The sequence below is a fragment of the Blastomonas fulva genome, assembly GCF_003431825.1.
Lineage (GTDB): Bacteria > Pseudomonadota > Alphaproteobacteria > Sphingomonadales > Sphingomonadaceae > Blastomonas > Blastomonas fulva.
Genome location: NZ_CP020083.1, coordinates 12,540 through 36,562, shown reverse-complemented (window position 1 = coordinate 36,562; position 24,023 = coordinate 12,540). Strand labels below are relative to the sequence as shown.

Below are 24,023 nucleotides of genomic sequence, written 5' to 3'. Positions count from 1 at the left end.
GAATGATCTCCTGTCAGAAGCCGAAGCGAATGCCGGCGAGGTAGCGGCGGCCGATCTGTTCGACCTCGGTCGGGCGGGCGCGTGTGCCCAGGAACGCGGTATACTTTGCATCGGTCAGGTTGTTGAGATCCGCAAACACGCTGATGTTGGGGGTTATGTCATAGCGGATCGCGACATCGACATTGGTATAGCCGCCACGGAACTCGTCCCCGGTCGCCACCCCGCCGCCGGTACCGATCGACAGCGATTCCAGATAGTCGCTGCGCCATTGGTAGCTTGCGCGCACCGAAAGCCCGTATTTCTCGTAATAGAGCGAGGCGTTGATGATGGTGTCCGACGTGCCGGGAAAGCCGATATTCTGCCTAAAGTCGGTATCGAAGCTGCCTTCGATCAGCGTCAGGTTGCCCTGGAAGCCGAAGCCGTCGAGCGGCGAGGGCAGGAAGGTGAACTGTTGCTGGTAGTTGAACTCCACGCCGTAGAGTTCACCGCTGTTGCCGTTGAAACTCGAGCTGAGCAGATAGCCCGACCGGTTGACGCCGCCCGAGTTGAACGCATCGGTGCCCACGATCTGTGTGTTGGAGAACAGCACATTGTCGACCCAGCGGTGGAAGCCGGCAATCGACAGGATACCCTGGCCGGGAATGTAATATTCCACGCTGGCATCGACGCCCCAGGTGTATTCGGGCTGCAGCGTGGGATTGCCACCGCTGATCGTGCCCGGGCTGTTGGTGTCATTGATCGCCGAGCCCACGCGGATTTCGCCGAAACTTGGCCTGGCGATGCCCCGCTGCCCGGCGAGCCGGACCACCAGATTGTCGGTGACATCGAAGCGCGCGTTGATGCTCGGGAAGATGTCGGTGTATTCCTGCGGCTCCGACAGCGGGACCAGCGTGCCGTTGGCGAGCCGGGCCTGGCCCTGGTTGGTCAGCTTGAAATGCTCGACCCGCGCACCCGCGATCACCTGCCCGCTGCCGAACACCCATTTGGCCATGCCATAACCGGTCAGCGTCTTTTCGGTCAGCGCGAAGCGGTTTTCGGCAGGCACGTTGTTGGCGGGGTTGAAGCGGCCCTGGCGCTGGAGCGTCGCGAAGATGTTGTCGAAATCAGCGCGCATCCGGGTGTTGTCGACATAATTGAACGTCAGCCCGAGCGGGAAACCGGTGTCCCAGGCCGTGTTGGTGATATAGCTCGCCGGATTGAAGCTGAGCCCGGTTCCCGCCAGCGCGGCAGGTGACAGCACCAGCGCGTTCGAGGTCGAAAACAGGAAGCCGCTGATATCGCGATCGGCATACAGGAAACCGCCGGTCAGCGTCACGTCGCCCAGTTCCTTGGCCACATCGATCTTTACCGTGTAGCTGTCGGTGAAGACATCCTGCACGATCGGGATCAGTACGGCAGGCGCGGTGTTGGCGTTGATGAGGGTGGTCTGGTCGAAATTGGCCAGCGCCGGGCCGCGCACGAAGCTGCCTGCCGTCGCGCCCGGGACGGTCTGGAACAGCCGGACGATGGGGAAGTTGGGGCGGCTGAAATCATAGTTGACCGAAGGCGAGGTGGCCGTCGCGGTGCTCGCCTGGACCAAAGGCAGAAAGGTGGTGTTCTCGGTGCGGGTGTAGTTCGCCGCGAAGTTCACCTTCCAGCCGTCTTCCTCGTAATCGCCGCCGATGGTGTTGATGAAGTTGCGGGTGCGATAATTGCCCAGGTTGAACGAGGCGCGCACGGGGACGCGCACCAGATCGCCGCCCGAAAGATTGCGCGTACCCGAAATCGCGCGGTCAAGCCGGATCTCGTACTGGTCGCGCTGCTCGTCGTCCTTGAATTCGGTGTAGATCGACTTGGCGTAGATCTTCTGCCCTTCTTGCGGAGAATATTCGATACCGGCAAACAGCCCGTTGTTCTCGCGCACCAGGCGATATTGGCGGATGTCGATCTCGGTCGGGCCGAACTGGGTGTCGGTGGGGCCGCTGGGTTCGTCATACAGCCCGACCTCGCGGTTGTCCGTCACCTGCTCGCGGCGGTAATGCGATGCGCCCGCCACAATGCCGAATGTGCCGTCGGAGTACGACACGCGCAACGAACCCTGGCGCTGGTCGCCTTCGCCCAGTTCCATCAAGCCATAGCCGACATCGCCCTGCACATGGAAACCGGTCTTGCCCGCCAGCGGCGAGAAGGTGCGCAGGTCGATATTGGCGACGATCGCCTCTGCCTGGAGATTGGGGGTGAGCGACTTGTTGATCGCCAGCGCGCTCAGGATCACTGCGGGGACCGCATCGAAGCGATAGGCGCGGGTGAGACCGCCTTCGTCCGCGCCTATCATCGGGATGCCGTCGATGCTGACCGAGGTCCAGCGGTTGGGCGCGCCGCGCACCTGGATATAGCGTTCCTGGCCCTGGTCGCGCTGCACCGCGACGGCGGGCAGCCGCGAGAGCGCGGCCGCGCTGTTCTGGTCGGGGAAACGGCCGACCGAGTCCGCTGCCGAGATGTCGATCAGATTGTCGGCGTTGCGCTTCTGCGCGATCGATTCGCCCTGCGCTGTGATGATCGCACCCTGGACGATGATCTCGCCCTCGGTCTCTGCCTCATCGCCAGCCTGCGCGGTTTGCGCCATGACAGGCATGGCGGTCGCCGCTGCTGCCATGGCAAGGACAGAGATCGAACAGCGCAGCAGCGCACCGGAACGTGTGGCAAGAATCATGACGCAACCCCCTCGTTGTCAATTCGAGGGGGCAGCTAGTTGCCGGGCATGACTCCATGGCGGCGTTCAGATGAACGAATCTGCTGGGATACGCGCAAAACTGTCGTCATTTTGAACTCATTCCGTCACACCCGTGACACGAACAAAATCAGTCTTTGAGCTCCGCCGCGACCATGTCGCTGATTTGATTGACAACCCTGGCGATACCCTGCGGATTGGGATGGATGCCGTCGGGGAGCATCAGCTTGGGATCGGTGATCACCCCGTCGAGGAAAAACGGATACAGCTCGGCATCATATTGCTGTGCAAGCGTGCTGAAGATCGGGTTGAACTGCCCTGCATAGTCCTGGCCCAGATTGGGCGCGGCGATCATGCCGGTCAGCACAACCTCGATATCGCGCTTCTGCAGTTCCTTGAGCATCGCATCCAGGTTGCTTCGCGTCTGATCGGGGCTGATCCCGCGCAGCATGTCGTTGCCCCCAAGGCCCAGGATCACGAGATCGGGCTTGCGCGGCAGGCCATCGAGCGCGAACGCCAGCCGCTGCAATCCCGCCGCCGTGGTGTCGCCCGAGACGCCGGCATTGCGGACCGAGACCTTCAGGCCCTTGGCGGACAAGGCCTTTTCGAGCTGCGCGGGGAAGCTTTCGTCCTGCTTGACGCCATATCCGGCATACAGGCTGTCGCCGAATGCCATCACCAGCCTCGTGTCCGCGGCAAGCGCCGCAGGGGTGGCAGGTGCCTCGGCGCTTTCGACAGGCGACGGTGCGGCTTCGTCCGACGACGCAGAACATGCCGCAGTGCAATAGACAAGCGCCAAAGCTGCCCCATATAGGATGATGTTCCGACCCAAAGCGAAAGCCCTTTCATTTCATGCACGCACCAACGACGCGGACCCATATTGCGATTGCCGCCCGCAATGTCACCCTCTCGCTGGGCGAAAGCGGCAACCAGACGCAGATATTGAAGGGCATCGACCTGGAAATTCCGCTGGGCCAGTCGGTTGCGCTGCTGGGTCCATCGGGATCGGGCAAGTCCTCGCTGATGGCGATCCTGTCGGGCCTGGAGCGCGCGACCAGCGGCGAGGTGACCGTGGCCGGGCTCGATTTCGGACCGATGGACGAGGATGGCCTTGCCAGGGCGCGGCGCGGACGCATCGGCATAGTGCTGCAGGCGTTCCATCTGCTACCGACAATGACCGCGCTGGAAAACGTTGCGGTGCCGCTTGAGCTGGCAGGCCGCGACGATCCGTTCGGCACAGCCGCGCGCGAGCTTGAAGCCGTCGGGCTGGGCCACCGCGTCACCCATTACCCCAGCCAGCTCTCGGGCGGCGAGCAGCAGCGCGTTGCGATTGCCCGCGCGATGGCGCCGGGCCCGGACATCATCTTTGCCGACGAGCCTACCGGCAACCTCGACGGGGCGACGGGTGAGGCGATCATCGACCTGCTGTTCAGCCGCCAGCGCGCCAGCGGCGCAACGCTGCTGATCATCACGCATGATCCTGCCCTTGCGACCCATTGCAACCGCGTCATCGAGATGCGCGACGGGCTGATCATCGCAGACCGTGCCGGCGGAGCAGCATGACCTGGGCGCAGATCTGGCGGATCGCGCGGCGTGACCTGTCGGGGCGCTTCCGGGGCCTTCGCCTGCTGATCGTCTGCCTGTTCCTGGGCGTCGCGACATTGGCGACCATCGGCAGCCTCACCGCCTCGATCACCGGCGAGCTGTCGCAGCGCGGGCAGGTGATCCTGGGCGGCGATTTCGAGGCTACGATGTCGCAGCGCATGGCGAGCGAAGCCGAACTGGCTGCGTTCGAGCGCGAAGGCACCGTGTCCGAGACCGTGCGCATGCAGGCGATGGCGCAGCGCACCGGCCCGCGCGCACCGGATATCGGAGGGGGCGCCGGCCCCGATGCAATCCTCGCCGAGCTGAAGGGGGTGGACTATGACTATCCGCTCTATGGCACGCTGACGCTGCAGCAGGGCACCTATGGCCCGCTCGATCCGCAAAGCACAGTGATCGGCGCGGGGCTGGCCGACCGTCTCGACCTCAAGCCCGGCGACGCCATCCGCTTTGGCGAGGCGCAGTTCACCATCCGCGGCATCATCACCGATGAGCCCGACCGGCTGGGCGAGGGCTTCACGCTCGGCCCCGTCGCGCTTGTTTCCGACCTCGGCATCCAGCGCACCGGGCTGATCCAGCCGGGCAGCATGTACGAGGCCAAATACCGGGTGAAGGTCGGCCCTCTCGCCGATCCGGTGGCATCGATCGAGCGGATCAAGGCCGAGTTCCCCGAGGCCGGGCTCGAGATGCGCGACCGTGATCGCGGCGCGCCGGGCACCTCGCGCTTTATCGAGCGGATGGGGCAGTTCCTCTCGCTGGTCGGGCTCGCGGCGCTGGTGATCGCCGGGATCGGCGTGGGCAACGGCGTTGCGTCCTACCTCGCCACCAAGCGGCAGGGCATCGCCACGCTCAAGATCCTGGGCGCGGGCTCGGGCGATATCCTGCGCATCTATCTGGTGCAGATCCTCGCGGTCTCGGCGCTGGTCATTCTGGGCGGGCTTGTGGCAGGCGCGCTGATCCCGCCTGCGATCATCGCGGCGGCAGGCGACATCCTGCCGGTGAAGCCCGGCTTTGCCATCCACCCGCTGCCCTTGGTGGTCAGCTCAGTGTACGGCCTGCTGATCGCGTTCATCTTCGCGTTGCCGCCGCTGGCGCGCGCGCGGCACATTCCGGCGGCGGGGCTGTTCCGTTCGCTGGTCGAGGGCAACCGCTGGCCCGACCGTGCGACGCTCATCGCGGTGGGTGCAGGCATTGCCGCGATCGTGCTGCTCGCACTGGTCACCGCGCGCGAGGCGGTGTTCTCTGCCTGGTTCATGGCGGCGGCGACCGGGGTGCTGCTGATGCTCGCAGGCATCGGCTGGGCAATCCGCTGGACGGCCTCGCGCCTGCCGCGCCCCAAGGCGCCGCTTTTGCGGCTGGCACTCGCCAACCTGCACCGCCCCGGCGCGCAGACCGGGCAACTGGTGGTGGCCCTGGGGCTGGGACTCACATTGTTCGTGATCCTGGCGGGCATGCAGACCAGCCTCACCAACGAGATCACCCGCAACGTGCCCAAGGAGGCACCCAATCTGTTCGTGCTCGATGTCCCGGTGACGGGCGCGGATCAGTTCCGCCAGCTGGTCGAAAACGCCGCTCCGGGCGCTGCGGTCAACACCGTACCCTCGCTGCGCGGGACGATCACCGGCTACAAGAACATCCGCGTCGCCGACCTTAAGGATATCCCCGACAACGCCTGGGTGCTGCGCGGCGAGCGCGGCCTCACCTATGCCGAAACGCTGCCCGAAGGCTCCGAACTGATCGAGGGAACATGGTGGCCCAAGGGCTATGACGGCCCGCCGCTGGTTTCGGTCGACAAGGAGATGGCGCAGACGCTCGACCTCAAGGTCGGCGACATGCTCACCGTCAGCCTGCTCGGACGCGAGTTCACCGCGAAAATCGCTTCGCTGCGCCAGATCAACTGGGACACGATGGGTTTCAATTATGTGATGGTGTTCAGCCCCAACACGCTCAGGGATGCGCCGCACAACCTTGCCGCGACCGTCTCGCTCAAGGGCATGGCGGACGCAGACATCAAGGAGCGCGCGGTGTCCAAGGCGGTGCTCGCGGGCTTCGGCTCGGCCACGGTGATCGAGGTGCGCGATGTCATCGGGCAGGTCTCGACGATCCTCACCCAGATCGCCACCGCCATCGCCGCCGCCGGATCGATCGCGATCCTTTCAGGGATAGCGGTGCTAATCGGCGCGATCGCCGCCAGCCGCCAGGCGCGGATCTATGACAGCGTGATCCTCAAGACGCTGGGCGCAACGCGTCGGCAGATATTGTCCGCGCAGGCGCTGGAATACGGGTTGCTGGCCGCGCTGCTGGCGGTGGTCGCATTGGGACTGGGGGTGACTGCTGCCTGGTATGTGATCACGCAGATCTTCAGCTTCGGCTGGCAGCCCGACTGGGGCGTTGTGCTGGCGACTCTGGGCGGAGGCGCTCTGCTGACATTGGGGCTGGGGCTGGCCGGATCGCTACCGGTGCTGGCGGCGAGGCCTGCGCAGGCTTTGCGGCAGTTGTGAGGGGGAAGGTCAACCTTACTGTCGCAATCATCGCTTCACCGGAAGGAATGTCATGGAACACCATTCGGTAGTTACTGGGAAGATAAGCTATTCAGGCTTTCGTCCAAGTCCCCTAAATTCACCAACCCCCAGCGGTTTCATTGGACTGAGTAAAATCTGCGATTAGTAACGTAGCCAACGCCTCTATAAAATATTCACACTTTGATACCAGTCGTGTCGCATAGCTGCCGGTATAGCTCTGCAGCGCCACTAGAGCCGGGTGGAAAGACATTTGGATTGAACTGCTCGTCTGTCAACGTGCTCCGAGAAAATACTCGATGAAACCTTTCTTTGCTTATCACCACCGGAGTGCTGGTTTCTGTTAAATAAACATCCCTCAGAAATCTAATTAGCCCATTAAATCCATTTGTTCTACTAAGGATTGCTCCTTTTCCCGTGTTGTTCCACGCAATCGGCCACCTATCTTGCACGGCAGAAAAGTAATTTATCAATATTGCTAGTATTTCAGCATCCGCAGTCGTCTTCTGAAAGAAGGGGTAAAATATCCGTCGTTCAAAATCAACTGCTCCGCGATCCGGAAATACTCCAATTCGTTTGCCGATGTCTCGGTCCGTCATCGGATCCTTTGTAATATACGGTAATATACCCTTCACAACGGTTGCTTGCGATAGTGTCTCCCCAAAAATACCATCTGTGGCAGAACCCAGCCGCTTGATCCGTTCATAAAACGGGCTTTCGGGAATACTGTTCAGTGCGACTACGATCTCATGACACGTCTTTTCTGGGCTACGACCTTTGTCGAGCGCAAACAGGTCATAAACAAGACTTTTATTCACCTTGGTTTGCGCTAAATTAACTTTAGAAAAAATGCTCGCCTGGGTGCCTTCATCTATTCCGACAAAAATATTGACGGACAGCCCCCAGTCAATTGAGGTATTCTCAAATGCTTTTAGTCTATGTTGACCATCAATTATTGTAGCTATACCTCGAAAAGGAATAACTATTTCGGCATCAACGGCGTCCTCATAGGAGTGAAGAACTAATTCATGGGACTCTGGGATAAGAGTTGCGCATCGTTCGTCAACAGATATTACTATCGAAGTCGGAAAGCAACCGTCGCTAGTCCGAATAAACTTTTGTATTTCTCGAACTCGGTCCATTTTTAGTGGCCTTTGGATGCCAAGAAATTCTTTTATTCCGTCATTTTCAGAAATTTTTCTGAAATCAAAGGTGCAAATCTCTAATAACTTTTGCGCGGAGATCACTGTCGAGTAAAAAGTCCCGATCTCCTGTTGAATTTCTTGATACTGAAGCTGGAGCTTGGTTCTGCTCATTTTTCCAGCCTTTTGTATTCATTGATCAGGGTACCAGTTTCTCGCTTAAAAACATCATTTGGCGTTGGAGGGTCAATTTCGACATAAAATAAGAGAAGGTAATATATAACCGCGAAAACTGCATAGAAATAATAACCAAAAACCACCACATTTGTATTTGTAACATTTGAAAACGTGGGGTCGACTGCAAACCCGCCTACCACGGGAGCGATGGCTAAAAGAGCAATAGTGCCGAGTGCTCTTCGTGCTTTATGGGGTTCCTTATCGCCGCTCCAAAAAGCTAGCCAAAATATCGTACCAAACAAAGCGTAGGCCATTAAGTACATCTGTCCCTTGCCAAACATCATATCTAGCGTCGGCCAGATAGAACCTGTCCCGTTTGCAGTTCGTGCGGTTTGGGCAAATAGGCTTACCCCCAACGGTACAAAAGATGCCAAGCACACGCACGCCACCTCGCAAAACGCTCGCCAGTGAGCATCGCCATGCGACATAAGTTGCTTTAGCCAATACATCAGAGTGTGACCAATATTTCAGAAGTCATACCGCGACCCGTAGATTTCCCACTTATCACGGACGCCCTTTCCATCGTGTCTATCTTTTCAGCAGCCTGATACAACTCATGCAGCGAGGGATGATCCGCGTTTGTGATTACGACAATTGCTCCACGTCGCATTGCTCGGACTGCGGCATCACGTAACCGAACCTGATCCTTCCAACTGAAAATATTCTGGTTATACTTCACAAAGCCGTTAAGATTGTGTGCAGTAGTATATGGCGGATCGCAGAAAACAAAATCACCGGCTTCGGCCAGATCTATGGTTTGCTCAAAGTCGCAGCTGAGTATTTCTGACTTTTTCAACTGTTTTGATATGGCGATAAAATCTTCCGTAGGATCAAAAATCAATTTTTTTGTACCAATTGGAACGTTAAATTCGCCAGCCAGATTTTCGCGGTACAATCCGTTCCAGCACGTTCTATTAAGATAGATAAATTGTGCAGCGCGTCGGTTAAGATCGTCAAATGATGTCTTGCGAATTTTATAGTAATATTCTTTAGAATGCAATATTTGATGATCTTTTAAAAGGCTTATAACTATCTCGGGATCATTTCTGACTGCTCTATACGCTTCAATCAGTCGAGTGTTAACGTCAGAAACTATAGATCTTTCCGGTTTTAGATGAAAGTACATAGCTCCCCCGCCAAAAAAAGGCTCTAAATACTTTCCTGTATAAGCTAGATTATTAAATAACTCATGGTCGGCTAGCCACCGTTTGCCGCCGGCCCATTTGATAAATGGCTTCATTATGTCTCATTTTCACTCAAAGCTCGAGATTTGGAAATTACACTCGCGATGTGATGATGCAAGTCGTTTATATGGGGCACTCGTGTCTGAGTAGGTTCTCCTCAGCTTGCGGGTGATGTTCGCAGCGCTCCATATGCACCACAACAAAAAAACCGCCCCGGTTGCCCGGAGCGGCTTTTTGTGGTTTTCCGACCGCCGTTGAAGGCGGTGGGAAGCTCTTGGGTCAGGCAGCCTTCTTGAAGCTGTCGACAGCAACGCTGACGCGGTTCGAGATCGGCTGGAACACGTCGCCGGCCAGCTTCAGGAACGCTTCGCTGTTCTTCGAGGTCTGGGCGACCGCGGTGTCGAAGCTCTTCTTCACCAGCTTGGTCTGCAGTTCGATGAACTCGGTCGGCGACTTGACGGTGGTCATTTCCTTGAGCGCGGCGGTCAGTTCCTCGAAGCCCTTCTTGGTGTCTTCGGCATAGGTCTGGCCCATTTCCTGTGCGCCCTTGGCGGCAATCTTGCCCGATTCGACCAGGGCTTCAACGTTGCCCTTGGAGAATTCGGTCGCCTGCGAAACCATTTCGGTGCCCTTTTCATAGGCGCCCTTGGCGCGGGTCGACATGTCGCCCATCAGCGCCTTGACGCGATCGGTCATGGCTTCGGCGGCCTTCTTGGTTTCGGCGGTGATGGTTTCGGTGGTGGTCATGATGGATTCCTTCTTCTTCTCTGGAGCGGCGGCCTTGGCGGCAACCGGAGACGGGACGACTGCGGACTTTGCTGGCGCGGCCTTGGGCTTGGTTGCCAGCGGCTTCGTGGCCTTGGGCGCAGCCGTCTTCGCGGCAGGCTTGGCCATCTTGGTTGCCTTGGGCTTTGCAGCTTGCGGCTTGGCTGTTGCGGGCGCGGCCACAGGGGCCTTTGCTGCAGCAGCGGGCTTTGCGGCGGGGGCCAGCGCCTTGGCGATCACGGTATCGATCGCCTTGGCAGGCTCCACCTTCTTGACGGGCTCGGCATTGGGTGCCTGAACCTTGGGCGCTTCAACCTTGGCCACCGGAGCAGCTGCGGGAGCAGCGCTTGCAGCAGCGGCATTGGCCGGGACCGCATTCGGGGCGGAGGGCGTCTTGCTCTGATCGGACATGGTCGGTTTCACTCATCTGCTGCGTTATGCTGCACTGCACAATAGTGATCCGAGGGGGTGACGTCAAGGGAAAATGTTGCACTGCACAAAAGTGCAAATCTGCAAGGATTGGCAGGCTGGCCGCGCTCCTGATCGTCAAGGATGTCTAGCGCAGCATGGCTTATGCTGCAAGCGCGTCAGCGCGTCTTGACGTAGCGCCCGGGTGCATCCTCGATGGCCTTGAGCTTGCCCTTGCCGGGGACGCGCGCGCCCTTGGCCTTGACCGTGGCGGGGGCATGGGCCTTGAGCCATTCGATCCAGTCGGGCCACCAGCTGCCCTTGGTCTCGGTCGCGCCCGCTATGAAATGCTCGAGCCCGTTCACCGGCGCCTCGTTGGTCCAGTACTGGTACTTCTTCATCGAGGGCGGGTTGACCACGCCTGCGATATGCCCCGAGCCTGCGAGCACGAAGCGCACCGGGCCCGAGAGGTGATCGGTCAGCCGCCACACGCTTTCCAGCGGGGCGATATGGTCCTCCTTGCCCGCCTGGATATACGCCGGGGTTTCGATGAGCCTGAGGTCGATCGGGGTGCCGTCGACGACCAGCGATCCGGGCTGGACCAGCCGGTTGTCGCGATAGAGATCCTTGAGGTACGACTTGTGCCACTTGGCGGGCAGGTTGGTGGTGTCGCCGTTCCAGTGGAGCAGGTCGAACGGGGGATAGTCCTCGCCCAGCAGATAGTTGTTGATCACATAGTTCCAGATGAGGTCGCGGCCGCGCAGCAGGTTGAAGGTGGCGGCCATATAGCGCCCGTCGAGATACCCCTTGGCGCCCAGCTGATCGACCAGCTTCAGCTGCTCGTCATCGACGAACAATGTGAGGTCGCCCGCCTTTTCGAAATCGACCTGCGCGGTGAAGAAGGTGACGCTCTTGACGCGCTCGGCCTCGCCGCGCTTGGCCAGCAGCGCCAGCGTGGCGGCGAGCGTGGTGCCCGCGACGCAATAGCCGATGGTGTGGACTTGGCGGACGTCGAGAGCCTCGCGCACCACATCGATCGCCTCGATCTGCGCCTTGACGTAATCGTCCCAGATCACCTCGGCCATGCTCTCGTCGGCGGACTTCCACGACACCATGAACACGGTGATGCCCTGTTCGGTCGCCCATTTGACGAAGCTTTTCTGCGGGTTGAGATCGAGGATGTAGAAGCGGTTGATCCAGGGCGGGAAGATCACCAGCGGAATCTCGAGCACCTCGTCGGTGGCGGGCGCGTACTGGATCAGCTGGAACAGCGGCGTTTCGTAGACCACCTTGCCCGGGGTGACCGCGATGTTGCGGCCAAGCTCGAACGCGTCGGGATCGGTGTGGGTGAGCTGGCCCTTGCGCATGTCGGACAGCATGTGATCCAGGCCATTGAGCAGGTTCTCGCCCTTGCTCTCGACCATCTTCTCCAGCACCAGCGGATTGGTCATTGCGAAGTTGGCGGGGCTCGATGCGTCGAGCAGGCCCTTGAGCGCAAAGCGCATCTTTTCCTTCTGCCGCGGCTCCAGCCCATCGACGCTGTCGGCGATGCGGAGCATCTGTTCGGACACCATCAAATAGCTCTGCTGGATGAGCGCATAGACCGGGTTGTCGTGCCACTGGCGCGCGGCAAAGCGGCGGTCGCTGCGCAGCTCGGGCACGGTACCCGGCGTGCTGGGCGGTCCGCCTTCGCTTTCGGCGAGCATGGCCGGCGGGGTCATTGCGCCGATGAAACCCTGCCACAAGGTCATGCCATCGCGCCACATATCGGCCTGCGCATCGAGCATCGCCTGCGGCATCGATCCCATCCAGGCGGGAAGCCGCGACTGGAACGCCGCCGGATCGGTAAAGGCGCTCATGTCGATCGGGGTCTGCTGCGCCATGGTCGCGGCGTGCTCCAGCATCATCTGCTGCGCGCGGCCGACCACCCAGGTCCAGTGCTGCATCTCTTCCAGCGTGGGCAGTCCCGGGGTGGTGATTTCGGTATCGCCTGGCATGATCGTCTCTCGCTTTTGCTCTTTGCCGGTGTCCTAGCAGCGCCGGCCCGCAAAGATAAGTCCTTCTCACTCCTCCCCTTGCAAGGGAGGATCCGGCGTATCGGTGCTTTTGCTCGACACGCGCACGCACATACGTCAAAGAACGCGCTCCATTCACGGAGAACTGAAAAGCGAATTTGATATGTCCGAAGAATTCTACCGCATCAAACGCCTGCCCCCTTATGTCATTGCCGAAGTCAATGCGATGCGGGCCGCGGCGCGAGCGGCCGGAGAGGACATCATCGATCTGGGCATGGGCAATCCCGACCTGCCGCCGCCGCCGCACGTGATCGAGAAATTGTGCGAAGTCGCGATGAAGCCCGATGCGCACGGCTACAGCCAGTCCAAGGGCATTCCCGGGCTTCGCAAGGCGCAGGCCAACTATTACGCGCGCCGCTTCAACGTCGAACTCGATCCCGAGACCGAGGTCGTGGTGACGATGGGATCGAAGGAAGGGCTTTCCAGCCTCGCCAACGCGATCACCGCGCCGGGCGATGTCGTGCTCGCGCCCAACCCCAGCTATCCGATCCACACCTTCGGGTTCATCATCGCCGGCGCGACGATCCGCTCGGTGCCGACCACGCCCGACGAGAACTACTGGCGCTCGCTCGACCGCGCGATGGCGTTCACCGTCCCGCGTCCCTCGGTGCTGGTCGTCGGCTATCCCTCCAACCCCACTGCCGAAGTGGTCGACCTCGCCTTCTACGAGCGGTTGGTCGCCTGGGCCAAGGAGAACAAGGTCTGGGTCCTGTCCGACCTTGCCTATAGCGAACTGTACTTCGACGGCTGCCCTACGCCCTCGATCCTGCAGGTTCCCGGGGCCAAGGATGTCGCGGTCGAATTCACCTCGATGTCGAAGACCTATTCGATGGCCGGATGGCGCATGGGCTTTGCCGTGGGTAACAAGACTTTGATCTCGGCGCTGACCCGGGTGAAGAGCTATCTCGATTATGGAGCATTCACGCCCATCCAGGCGGCGGCCTGCGCGGCGCTCAATGGCCCGCAGGATATCGTCCAGAAGAACCGCGAACTCTATCACAAGCGCCGCGACGTGATGGTCGAGGCGTTCGGCCGGGCAGGGTGGGATATCCCGCCGCCGCGCGCATCGATGTTCGCCTGGGCACCTCTGCCTCCCGCGCTGAAGCACATGGGGTCGCTCGAGTTTTCCAAGCAGCTGCTGCAGCATGCCAAGGTCGCGGTGGCCCCCGGCGTGGGCTATGGCGAGGACGGCGAAGGCTATGTCCGCATCGCGATGGTCGAGAACGAGCAGCGGCTGCGCCAGGCGGCGCGCAACGTGAAGCGCTACCTCACCAGCATGGGCGTCAACGCCCCCGGACAGGCCGTCGGCAGCTGACGCAAAGGCAAAGGGTCGCTCCGTTTCGGAGGCGGTTGCCCTGACATCTCTGCGATGAACGCGCTTTAACCGCCTGCACGGCGTCCCGGCGGACGTCTTGCAGGAGCGGGGCGATGTGGCGTGGCGACGATGCATGTCTGGCAAGATCAGGGGGCGTGGCCTGTGGTCCGCGGGCCAGCTGGCTGCTGATCGGAGCCGATCGTGCCGCATGGACGCCGCTCGCCCGGATGCTGGCCCAGTCGCTGGCGCGCTTTGGCGTGCAGGCCGAGCTGTCCGATGGCCAGACCAGACCATCGCCGATCGCGCCAGTGCTGTGCGATGCGCGTCACCGCGAGATGGTGCGCAGCCTGCTCGACGACACCCCGCCGAGGCTCGCGCCGCTGCTGATCCATGGCGTGCAGGCCCCGCAGGCGCGGGCGCGGCTAATCCTCTCCGGCGCGGACGATGCGGTGTCGGGGCGGATCGCGCCCTATGAGCTTGCCGCCCGGATGATCGCCGCCCAGCGCGCGCGCGATGCGGCCCAGGGGATCATCCGGCTGGCAGGGTTCAGCTTCGACACCGGTCTGCGCCAATTGTGCTGGCGCGGCGAGATCGTGCCGCTGATGCCGCGCGAGTTCGATCTGCTGCTGGTGCTGGCGCGCCATGCCGGGCTGCCGGTCAGCCGCGACGTGCTGCTCAGATCGGTCTGGCGGACCGCGTTCGATCCCGGCACCAACAGCCCCGAGGTGCACATCTTCAAGCTGCGCCAGCGGCTGGCGTCGCTGGGCGGCGCGGTGCGGATCGAGACGGTCAAGCGCCAGGGCTACCGGTTGGTGTGCGCACCTCATCCGCGGGGGTGACAGCGCGGCAAGCCGCGTTATGATCGGTTGCAAGACGCAATGCGAATCCGTGCGGAGAGGCCCTGTTGCAATGATCGACCTGTATTATGCGCCCACCCCCAATGGGTGGAAGATATCGATCATGCTCGAGGAATGCGGGCTGCCCTATACGGTCAGGCCGGTGAACATCGGCGCGGGCGAGCAGTTCGCGCCCGAGTTCCTGGAGATCAGCCCCAACAACCGCATTCCTGCGATCGTTGACCATGCCCCGCCCGGCGGCGGCGATCCGGTCAGTGTGTTCGAGACCGGGGCGATCCTGCTCTATCTTGCTGACAAGACGGGGCTGTTCATGCCCGGCGATCTGCGCGGGCGCACGCGGGTGCACGAATGGCTGATGTGGCAGATGGGCGGCCTTGGCCCGATGCTTGGCCAGAACGGCCATTTCAAGCTCTATGCGCCCGAGAAGCTGCCTTATGCCATCGATCGCTACGCGCGCGAGACCGCGCGGCTCTATGGCGTGCTCGACCGGCGGCTGGGGGAGGCGGAGTATGTCGCGGGAGGCGAATACACCATCGCCGACATGGCGATCTTCCCGTGGATCATGACGCACAAGCGGCAGGAGATCACGCTGGCGGACTATCCCGCCATCGCCCGCTGGTATGCGCTGTGCCGCGCCCGGCCCGCGCTTCAGGCAGGGCTGAATGTGATGAAGGACGCGATCAACCGCAACCCGCAGGCGGATGCGAAGACGCGCGAGACATTGTTCGGGATCAAGACGTGATGGGTTGCGGTTCTGCCGCAACGGCATTGGAATCGTCACCCCCGCGAACGCGGGGGGCCCGCTTTTGCGATGCGGCGGCGCCAACGCGTCATTCCCGCGTTCGCGGGAATGACGGGATTGTGCACCGGACGATTAATCTGACCCCTGGGCTCCGGCACTCGCTGGAGAACGGGCAAGAAAGGAACGTCACCACATGACCGCCCAAATCGAATTCTGCTTCGACCTCTCCAGCCCGTGGACATATCTCGCGTTCCACAACATCCGCCCGCTGGCAGCAAGACACGGGGCGGCGATCCGCTGGACCCCGATCCTGGTCGGCGGGGTGTTCAACGCCGCGAACCCCTCGGTCTATGCCGCGCGCGAAAATGCGAGCAGCCCCAAGTTCCGGCATATGGGAAAGATCCTGCGCGACTGGGCGCAATGGACCGGGGTGGAGTTGCACTTCCCCGCGCCATGGCACCCACTCAAGAGCATCCACGCCATGCGTGCCGCCTGCGCGCTGGAGGATGACCAGGCTGCGCTCGAGCGCTTTGCCGAGGCTGCCTTCCATGCCTATTTCGTCGAACAGCGCAATCTCGACGATCCTGCGGAAATCACAGCTGTCGCCGGCGCCATCGGCATGGATGGCGCAGCGCTGATTGCTGCGGCGAACAGCCAGCCGGTCAAGGACCGCCTGCGCGCCAACACCGACGCATTGGTGGCACGCGGCGGCTATGGTTCGCCCTCGATTTTCGTGGGAAGCACCGATATGTATTTTGGCAACGACCAGTTGCCGCTGGTGGAACAGGCGCTGAAGCGCGCCAAGGGAGAGAGCATTTCATGAACGACCGGGTCAGCATCACTATCGCAAACCATGTCGCCGATGTCCGGCTGAACCGCGCGGACAAGATGAACGCGCTCGACCCGGCGATGTTCGATGGCATCATCGCCGCGATCGACCGTCTGGGCAGCGAACCCGGCGTGCGCGCGGTGGTCTTGTCGGGCGAGGGGCGCTCGTTCTGCGCCGGGCTCGACATGGCAAGCTTCACCGCGTCGGGCGGTGGGTCGGGCGGGGATGCACCCGCCGCGCTTACCGACAGGACCTATGGCAACGCCAACAAGTTCCAGCAGGTCGCGTTCGGCTGGCGCAAGCTACCGATGCCGGTGATCGCCGCGGTGCACGGGGTGTGTTTCGGCGGTGGTCTGCAGATCATGTCGGGCGCGTGCATGCGCATCATCGCGCCCGATGCGCGGCTGTCGGTGATGGAAATGCGCTGGGGGCTGATCCCCGACATGGGCGGCTATGCTTTGTGGCGCGGCACCGTGCGCGACGATGTGCTGCGCGAGCTCACTTACACTAACCGCGAGTTCTCGGGTGAGGAGGCGGGCCGCATCGGCTTTGCGACGCATCTCGATGCCGATCCCCATGCCCGCGCGATGGCCATCGCCACCGACATTGCATCCAAGAACCCGGACGCGGTGCGCGCCGCCAAGGACCTGTTCAACCGGGCCCCGGACCTCGACACCGATGCCATCCTGATGGAGGAAAGCGTGCTGCAGGACCAGATCATCCGCACGCCCAACCAGATGGAGGCGGTGTTCGCGTTCATGCAGAAACGGCCTGCCAACTTCAGCTGACGCGAATTAGCCCCAGTCCAGAAATCCTGCCCGGATGCAGTGGTCGATCATCCGCCTGAACGCAGGTTCGTCGATCACCGGCGGGGGAATGTCGGCCAGCCTGGCGAGCGCCTCCCCGGAAAAACGCGGGCTGCGCTGGAAATAGTCGAAGAATTGCGGGCCGATCCGCCGGTGGACCATCGCCACCCGCCGGTCGCGTTCGCTGGCATGATAGTCGGGCGGCGGCATGATCGTCGCGGGCACAGTGCCGGGATAATCGCCGACGATCGCCAGCATGTCCGTCATCGCGAATGGCGCGGCGCCGACAAGGTGCACCCGCTGGCCGTCGAACGCGGCGAAACCTTGCACTATCGCCATCAGCCCGGCGGTGACGTGGCAGATCGGCACGATGGCAAAGGCGGCGTCGCTCGCTGCGGGGACCGCGCCCAGAAGTGGCGATCCGAACAGCCGGAACAGATGATGGAAGCCGTCGATCCGCGCAATCGCGCCGTCGCTCAACCGCCCGACGATGATCGCCGGGCGCGCGATCGCAGCGGCCAGGCCGTGCGCACGCGCCGCGTCGACCAGCGCTTCGGCGCGCGCCTTGCTGGCCTCGTATCCGTTGGTGAAATCGGCGGCGGGATTGGCGGCGGTCTCGGCGATCAGCCCGCCGGCGCGGCCGCAGACATAAGCGGTAGAGACGTGGAGCAGTGGGCAGTTCCACGCCTGCGCCAGCGCGATGGCGTGCGCAGTGCCGCCGACATTGACCGCCTGATGCACCGCATCGGCTGCGGCGAAATCGACCGTGGCGGCGCAGTGGACCAGCAGGTCGATATCCTGCGGCGGCCCGGCCAGGCCGAAACCTGGCAGCGCGACATCGCCCTGCAGCACGTCGATCTCGCCAATCCGGTCGCGCGCATCCATGTCGAGCACATCGCGCCCTTCGCCGCGCACCAGCGCAGTGACGCGGTGCCCGGCATCAAGCAGCGCGCCCGCCAGCGCTCCGCCGACCAGTCCGGTCGCCCCGGTCAGGAAGATGTGCATGGGTGCTCCTGTCCGGCAGCCCCAAACCACCTCCGCTCAGCCTGAGCGGATGTTATAGCCATCGGTATCGGCAGGAGGCTCAACAGCACCCCACCAGATCGCCATCCTCGCCCGTGCTCTGGGCATAGGGCAGTCCGCCTCCGCAGCCAGCGAACACGCCGTAATGCGTCGAGAAGTCACCGATAAACTGGAAGTGCTCGGCAAAGCGCGTATCGCTCAGCATCTTCCAGCTGTTGCCGCAGATCGGGAAGATCCGCCCGCGCTCGATCAGGTGGTGCTTGTCGAGCGTGAACACGCGCTCCTCGCCCTCGACGGTTCCCAGATAGACCACCGCCTGGCCATAATCCTCGCACTCGGGCTCGAGGTCGTCGAGCTTGAACAGCCGGTAGGTGGCCGAGAAGAAATCGATCCCGTCGAGCATTTCGGCAATGCGCGGATCGCCGATGCCCAGCGGACGGTCCTTGACCAGACGCGGATCGGTGAAACCGGCGGCCTTGGAGAGCTTGAGGAAATCGCCCCAATAGAGCGCGCCCGACAGGCACTCGCCGTGGAGCACCGGATCGGTCAGCAGATGCTGCGGCACCCGCCGGCTCGAATAGACATCGGAGAAATACATCTCGCCGCCGGGCTTGAGCAGCCGGTGCGCATCGGCGAACACCTTGGCCTTGTCGCCGACGAGATTGATCACGCAGTTGGAGACGATGATGTCGAAGCTGCCCGGTTCCAGATCGAGCGCATCGAGCTTTTCAATGTCGCCCTCGACAAAGCGCACGTTCGATTTTGCATAGCCAAAGGTCTCGCGGTGCCATTCGAGATGCGCGTTGGCGATGGCGAGCTGTTCGGGAGTCGCATCGACGCCGACGACCTCGCCGTGTTCGCCTACCAACTGCGCGAGGATATACGCATCCTGGCCCGAGCCCGAACCCAGATCGAGGATCCGCGCGCCTTCAATTGCTGACGGCGCGATCAGCCCGCAGCCATAATAGCGCGCCTTCACATCCGCATGGACATTGGCCAGCGCCTTGATCACCGCCATCGGCGGGCGTTCCGACGTGGTGCACGCATCGGTGCGCAGGTCGGCGGACTCGGACAGCACTTTGCCGTAATATTCACGCGAATTTTCGAGATTCATGCTGGATTCCCTCTGGTCTGGCGCACATGGTCTAGCGACAAGAATTCGCCGTAACCAGCCGCATTGTTTCACCGAAACGGGGTCTATGAAATATTCGCACGACGTGATCGTCATCGGGGCAGGGTCTGCCGGGCTGGTCTGCTCGGGCGGGCTGGCGATGTTCGGGCTGAAGCCGCTGCTGATCGAGCGCGCGGCGATGGGGGGCGATTGCCTCAACACCGGCTGCGTGCCCAGCAAGGCGCTGATCTCCGCCGCGCACCGCGCGCACGACATGCGCAACGCCGCCGAGTTCGGCATGGCCTCGGTCGAGCCCAAGGTCGATTTCCGCGCGGTGCACGCAGCGGTGCATCAGGCGATCACAACCATCGAACCGCACGACAGCGTCGAACGGTTCGAGGGGCTCGGGGTCGAGGTGGTGCGCGGCGATGCGACGTTCACCGGCCCCAAGAGCGTTGTGGTGGGTGGCACCACCTACACCGCGCCGCGGATCGTCATCGCGGTGGGCAGCCGCGCGTACGTCCCGCCGATCAAGGGGCTCGAGGCGGTTGCGTACCTCACCAACCACAATGTCTGGGACCTGACCGAACTGCCGCAGCGGCTGATCGTGCTGGGTGGCGGACCGATCGGCATGGAGATGGCGCAGGCGTTCCGGCGGCTTGGGTCTGAGGTCGTGGTCGCCACCAAGGGTCGCCCGTTCCCCAAGGATGACGCAGATGCCGCCAGGATCGTGATCGACCGGCTGACCGGCGAGGGGATCGAGCTGATCCATGATGCCGAGGCCGATGCGGTGGCCAAGACTGACCAAGGCCTCACGCTGACGCTCAAGGATGGACGCACGATCACCGGCACGCATCTGCTGATCGCCACCGGGCGCGAGGTCAACTTCGACGGGCTGGGGCTTGAGGCCGCTGGCGTCAAATACGACAAGAAGGGCATCCTGGTCGATGCCCGGCGGCGGACCAGCGCGAAACACATCTACGCCATCGGCGATTGCCGCGATGGCCCACGCTTCACCCATGCCAGCGGTTATGAGGGCGGCAATGTCGCGCTCGAGATCAGCCTGGGGGTGCCGACCAAGGCGAATTATGCCGCGCTGCCCTGGGTCACGTACACCGACCCCGAACTCGCGCAGGTTGGCATGACCGAGGACGAGGCGCGCAAGGCGCACGGCGACAAAATCACCGTCTGGCGCGAGGACTTCGACCACAACGACCGCGCGGTGACCGAGCGCGAGATCACCGGCTTCGTCAAATTGGTCAAGAAGGGCAGCAAGGTTATCGGCGGCACCGTAGTCGGGCGCGGCGCGGGCGACCTGATCCTGCCGATCGCGATGATGATCGCGGGCAAATCCTCGACCTTCGGCGTCGCCAGCCTGATCGTGCCGTATCCGAACCGTTCGGAGCATATCAAGGCGGCGGCGTTTGCCTCGGATGAGGGCAAGGTGTTCAACAAGTGGTCGAGAGGCTGGGCGCGGTTCCTGGCACGGCGGCGGCGGTAGGCGGGTCGATTGGGTTGGCAGTCGGTTCTGGTTTTAGGAGACTCGCCATAACGCACTGACGGCAGGAATGTTTGGAATGCAGACAGCGCTATGCATCTCCATTGCAAGATACAAAAACCAGCGTTTCGCTGGGGACATTGTAGAGCAGGTTGATTACCGCACAGCCGCCGTCATACGCTGCTGGGACTTCGTTCGCCTTTACCCAATACGATTTGCCTCCTTCCCACTTCGACGGCAGACCGCCGATGCCTGGGAAAAAGTAAGTTCCTTCTACATTGCCGGCACTGGTATGAGTGTACAGGCGGGCATAGCGCCGTAGATCAAAATGAGCGTGACGGGCTAACACCTGCTTCTCGATAGATTCAACGAGCGCCACGTTCCGTGACAGGGATGTTTGATTGCTCGTGTCACCGCCGCTGCAGTTCACCAAGCCGAATGCCATCATCAAGAGGGGGAGCGTTCTGGTTCTCGCCATACCTGCAGATCTTATGTGAAAGTTACCTGTCAGCAAAGTGGTCGTTTCCTGAAAGTCAGTTTTGTTTTTGGATTGCGCCAAGCCCGCCACTCTCATCCGCTCAGCTGAGCTTGTCGAAGGCCCCGCGCTAAGGTTCGTCCAAGAGACACGTCACCCCCGCGTACGCGGGGGTCCCGCTTTCTTTGCGATGGGTTGAGAACAAGCGGGATTCCCGCGTTCGCGGGAATGACGGCGATGGAAACGGAGCGGCTTCGCGTGGCCTTCTACAGGCTCAGGCTGAGCGGGGGTGGTTAGGAGCGGACCATTCGAGGGCGGGTTGGGTCCGTAGTGTCGCCAGCGTGCCTTAGGTCACACCCTCAATGTAAAAACGCCTTCACCATCAAACACTAACGCTATGTTCACCCTTTTTCGTCATAGCTGAGCCCAATCTGCGTGAACCCGGCCTTTCGTCCATGCGACGGAAAGGGGATTCGCGGGGCGATGAAAAAGGTGCTGACATGGGATTGTTCCGTCTGTTGAAAATGGGAATCGCGGCTCTGGCGGCCACTGCCTTGCTGGCGGGTTGCGCCTCGAGCGCCAGCGGGCCGCAGCTGCCTCCGGCATCGTTCGTCTCGCTGTCCGATGGTCCGGGCGAGGAATACATTATCGGCCCGCTCGACGAGCTGACCGTGTTCGTCTGGCGCAATCCCGAGCTTGGCGCCAAGGTTCAGGTGCGCCCCGATGGCCGCATCACCACGCCGCTGATCACAGACATGCCCGCCGTGGGCAAGACTCCGACGATGCTTGCCGAGGATATCAAACTCCAACTATCGCAGTTCATCCAGGAGCCGATCGTCTCGGTGATCGTCAACAGCTTTGCCGGCACCTTCTCGCAGCAGGTGCGCATCGTCGGCGCGACCGAAAAGCCCGCCTCGATCCCCTATCGCGCCAACATGACGCTGCTCGATGCGATGATCGCGGTCGGCGGCCTGTCCGAATTCGCAGCGGGTAACCGCGCCAAGCTGGTACGCTTCGACAAGGTGTCGGGCCGCCAGCAGGAATATCCGATCAAGCTGGGCGACCTCATCAAGAAGGGCGACAGCCGCGCCAATGTTCTGCTCCAGCCGGGCGATGTCATCATCATCCCGGAAAGCATGTTCTGAGCGTCCCACAGCCGAACTGACCCGTATAGCTGAAAGAAAAGCCCGACCGATGACTGGCCTGTACGAAGAATTCCGGATTGCGGTTCACAGCGTGTGGCAGCGCCGCTGGCTGGCGATGGCCATTGCCTGGGGCATTTGCGTGCTCGGCTGGCTGGCGGTCGCCTTGATCCCCAACACCTATGAATCGCAGGCCAAGCTTTTCGTCCAGACCAAGGCGATCCTGCCCGAGAATACCGGCATCAGCCCGGTCGAACGGCAGAAGCAGATCGACACCGTCGAGCAGACGCTGACTTCGGCCGCCAATCTGGGCAAGGTCGTGCGCGGCACTGACCTCGGCAAGAACCTCGTCACCCCGCGCGAGATCGAGGGCGCCGTAAACGGCCTTCGCACCGCAATCAAGATAAAGTCCGAGCAGGACAATCTGTTCGAGATTTCCGCTACGATGTCCGCCGGCGGCCGTTCCGACGGCGAAGCGGCGACTCTGGCGCGCGACGTCGTGCAGAAGCTGATCGACATCTTCGTCGAAGAGAATCTGGCAGGCGGTCGCGGCGAGACCAGCGACACGCTGCGCTTCCTCGATGAACAGCTCGCCAAAAGGCAGAAGGAGCTGGAGATCGCCGAGCAGAAGCGGGTCAAGTTCGAGACCGAGAACCTCGGCATGCTGCCGGGTATCGGATCGGTCAGCCAGCGGCTGGAGACGGGCCGGGTCGAGATCAACCAGATCGATTCGCAGCTGATCGCAGCCCAGAGCGCGCTTGCCGCGATCAACGGCCAGATCGCCGGAACCCCGCAGACCATCGCGGGCGGTGCCAGCGGCGGCGGGGTCAATCCGCTCGCACAGGCGCAGGGCGAGCTTGCGGGCATGAAGGCGCGCGGCCTTACCGACCAGCATCCCGATGTCCAGGCGCTCAAGAACCAGATCGCCGCGCTCAAGTCCGCGGGCGCAGGCGCAAGCACCAGCTATGGCGTCTCCAACCCCGCCTACAGCTCGCTGATCAGCATGCGGGCCGAGCGCCAGGCGGCGGTCACCGCGCTGCAATCGCGCAAGGCTGCGCTGCAGGGCGAGATGAACGCGATGGTCGCCAAGCAGATCCAGGAGCCCGGCGTCGCCGCCGAGCAGGCGCGGATCGCGCGCGATTATGAAGTGCTCAAGACCCAGTACGACAAGCTGCTCGCCGACCGCGAGCAGGTGCGGCTGCGCGGGCAGGTGGAAACGCAGACCGATGCGGTCCGCTTCGACCTGATCACCCCGCCGTCCAGCCCGCGCACCCCGATCGCGCCGAACCGCCCGCTGCTGCTGATCGCGGTGCTGCTTGCCGGAATCGGCGGGGGCATCGGCGGGGCGTTCGCGCTCGGCCAGCTCAGCGCCAGCTATCCCACCGCCGCCAAGCTCGAAGCCGCCAGCGGCCTGCCGGTGATCGGATCGATCTCGCAGATGCTGACCCAGGCCCAGCGGGACGAACGCAAGCGCAAGCTGCGGCTTTATGTCGGATCGGGAGGCGCGCTGGTGGGCGTGTTCCTGCTGCTGTTGGTGATCGAGTTCATCCAGCGCGGTTCGGTGGTGTGAGGGGCAAGAAAGA

The 24,023-nt window shown here is 62.1% G+C and carries 20 protein-coding genes; 10 read left to right on the top strand and 10 right to left on the bottom strand.

Annotated elements, in window-relative coordinates:
* Positions 1–13: 13 nt before the first annotated feature.
* On the bottom strand, positions 14–2,692 hold the full coding sequence (locus B5J99_RS00150) for a TonB-dependent receptor (RefSeq protein WP_117351084.1): 2,679 nt from the start codon (positions 2,690–2,692) through the stop codon (positions 14–16).
* Positions 2,693–2,840: 148 nt separating this feature from the next.
* Positions 2,841–3,509, bottom strand: coding sequence for an arylesterase (locus B5J99_RS00145; RefSeq protein ID WP_117351083.1), 669 nt, complete (start codon positions 3,507–3,509; stop codon positions 2,841–2,843).
* 53 nt (positions 3,510–3,562) lie between these two features.
* On the opposite strand from B5J99_RS00145, the gene B5J99_RS00140 reads away from it, so the two are divergent.
* Both B5J99_RS00140 and B5J99_RS00135 read left to right on the top strand, forming a co-directional pair.
* Positions 3,563–4,273, top strand: a complete 711-nt coding sequence (locus B5J99_RS00140) for an ABC transporter ATP-binding protein (RefSeq protein ID WP_117351082.1) — start codon at positions 3,563–3,565, stop codon at positions 4,271–4,273.
* On the top strand, positions 4,270–6,813 hold the full coding sequence (locus B5J99_RS00135) for an ABC transporter permease (protein WP_117351081.1): 2,544 nt from the start codon (positions 4,270–4,272) through the stop codon (positions 6,811–6,813). Before B5J99_RS00140 ends, B5J99_RS00135 begins: the two co-directional genes overlap by 4 nt.
* Before the next feature lie 194 nt (positions 6,814–7,007).
* Here the strand turns inward: B5J99_RS00135 and B5J99_RS00130 are convergent, their stop codons facing one another.
* The 5 genes from B5J99_RS00130 to B5J99_RS00110 form a co-directional block, all read right to left on the bottom strand.
* Positions 7,008–8,147: a DGQHR domain-containing protein gene (locus tag B5J99_RS00130; RefSeq protein ID WP_117351080.1), complete on the bottom strand. Its 1,140-nt coding sequence runs from the start codon at positions 8,145–8,147 to the stop codon at positions 7,008–7,010.
* The gene (locus B5J99_RS19435) at positions 8,144–8,584 is read right to left on the bottom strand and encodes a hypothetical protein (RefSeq protein ID WP_162892386.1); all 441 of its coding nucleotides are present in this window, start codon (positions 8,582–8,584) and stop codon (positions 8,144–8,146) included. The genes B5J99_RS00130 and B5J99_RS19435 overlap by 4 nt, the downstream gene beginning before the upstream one ends.
* 74 nt (positions 8,585–8,658) lie before the next feature.
* On the bottom strand, positions 8,659–9,450 hold the full coding sequence (locus tag B5J99_RS00125; RefSeq protein ID WP_117351079.1) for a DNA adenine methylase: 792 nt from the start codon (positions 9,448–9,450) through the stop codon (positions 8,659–8,661).
* 223 nt (positions 9,451–9,673) lie between these two features.
* Positions 9,674–10,570 (bottom strand): phasin family protein, encoded by an 897-nt coding sequence (locus B5J99_RS00120; protein WP_245991692.1) that lies wholly within the window; start codon positions 10,568–10,570, stop codon positions 9,674–9,676.
* Positions 10,571–10,746: 176 nt separating this feature from the next.
* Positions 10,747–12,564, bottom strand: coding sequence for a PHA/PHB synthase family protein (locus B5J99_RS00110; RefSeq protein ID WP_117351076.1), 1,818 nt, complete (start codon positions 12,562–12,564; stop codon positions 10,747–10,749).
* Positions 12,565–12,745: 181 nt separating this feature from the next.
* Between B5J99_RS00110 and B5J99_RS00105 the strand changes: the two genes are divergently transcribed.
* From B5J99_RS00105 to B5J99_RS00085, 5 genes are all read left to right on the top strand, one after another.
* Positions 12,746–13,957, top strand: coding sequence for an LL-diaminopimelate aminotransferase (locus tag B5J99_RS00105; RefSeq protein ID WP_054134292.1), 1,212 nt, complete (start codon positions 12,746–12,748; stop codon positions 13,955–13,957).
* A 155-nt stretch (positions 13,958–14,112) separates the two neighbouring features.
* The gene (locus B5J99_RS00100; RefSeq protein ID WP_162892385.1) at positions 14,113–14,796 is read left to right on the top strand and encodes a winged helix-turn-helix domain-containing protein; all 684 of its coding nucleotides are present in this window, start codon (positions 14,113–14,115) and stop codon (positions 14,794–14,796) included.
* A gap of 70 nt (positions 14,797–14,866) precedes the next feature.
* A complete protein-coding gene (locus B5J99_RS00095; protein ID WP_117351074.1) occupies positions 14,867–15,556 on the top strand; it encodes a glutathione binding-like protein in 690 nt (229 codons plus the stop codon).
* Positions 15,557–15,749: 193 nt separating this feature from the next.
* Positions 15,750–16,379 carry a 2-hydroxychromene-2-carboxylate isomerase gene (locus B5J99_RS00090; protein ID WP_117351073.1) on the top strand — a complete coding sequence of 210 codons (630 nt, stop codon included), beginning with the start codon at positions 15,750–15,752 and terminating at the stop codon, positions 16,377–16,379.
* Positions 16,376–17,173 carry a crotonase/enoyl-CoA hydratase family protein gene (locus B5J99_RS00085; RefSeq protein WP_117351072.1) on the top strand — a complete coding sequence of 266 codons (798 nt, stop codon included), beginning with the start codon at positions 16,376–16,378 and terminating at the stop codon, positions 17,171–17,173. The genes B5J99_RS00090 and B5J99_RS00085 overlap by 4 nt, the downstream gene beginning before the upstream one ends.
* 6 nt (positions 17,174–17,179) lie before the next feature.
* Here the strand turns inward: B5J99_RS00085 and B5J99_RS00080 are convergent, their stop codons facing one another.
* Positions 17,180–18,196 carry an SDR family oxidoreductase gene (locus B5J99_RS00080; RefSeq protein WP_117351071.1) on the bottom strand — a complete coding sequence of 339 codons (1,017 nt, stop codon included), beginning with the start codon at positions 18,194–18,196 and terminating at the stop codon, positions 17,180–17,182.
* A 79-nt stretch (positions 18,197–18,275) separates the two neighbouring features.
* On the bottom strand, positions 18,276–19,328 hold the full coding sequence (locus B5J99_RS00075; protein ID WP_117351070.1) for a methyltransferase domain-containing protein: 1,053 nt from the start codon (positions 19,326–19,328) through the stop codon (positions 18,276–18,278).
* 85 nt (positions 19,329–19,413) lie between these two features.
* On the opposite strand from B5J99_RS00075, the gene B5J99_RS00070 reads away from it, so the two are divergent.
* On the top strand, positions 19,414–20,826 hold the full coding sequence (locus B5J99_RS00070; RefSeq protein WP_117351069.1) for a dihydrolipoyl dehydrogenase family protein: 1,413 nt from the start codon (positions 19,414–19,416) through the stop codon (positions 20,824–20,826).
* A gap of 88 nt (positions 20,827–20,914) precedes the next feature.
* Here the strand turns inward: B5J99_RS00070 and B5J99_RS19430 are convergent, their stop codons facing one another.
* Complete coding sequence (locus B5J99_RS19430) at positions 20,915–21,382, bottom strand: hypothetical protein (protein WP_162892384.1); 468 nt, start codon at positions 21,380–21,382, stop codon at positions 20,915–20,917.
* A gap of 416 nt (positions 21,383–21,798) precedes the next feature.
* Between B5J99_RS19430 and B5J99_RS00065 the strand changes: the two genes are divergently transcribed.
* Together B5J99_RS00065 and B5J99_RS00060 are read left to right on the top strand one after the other, a co-directional pair.
* Positions 21,799–22,443, top strand: coding sequence for an XrtA/PEP-CTERM system exopolysaccharide export protein (locus B5J99_RS00065; RefSeq protein WP_054134300.1), 645 nt, complete (start codon positions 21,799–21,801; stop codon positions 22,441–22,443).
* Positions 22,444–22,492: 49 nt separating this feature from the next.
* Positions 22,493–24,010, top strand: a complete 1,518-nt coding sequence (locus B5J99_RS00060; RefSeq protein WP_069050511.1) for an XrtA system polysaccharide chain length determinant — start codon at positions 22,493–22,495, stop codon at positions 24,008–24,010.
* Positions 24,011–24,023: the final 13 nt, after the last annotated feature.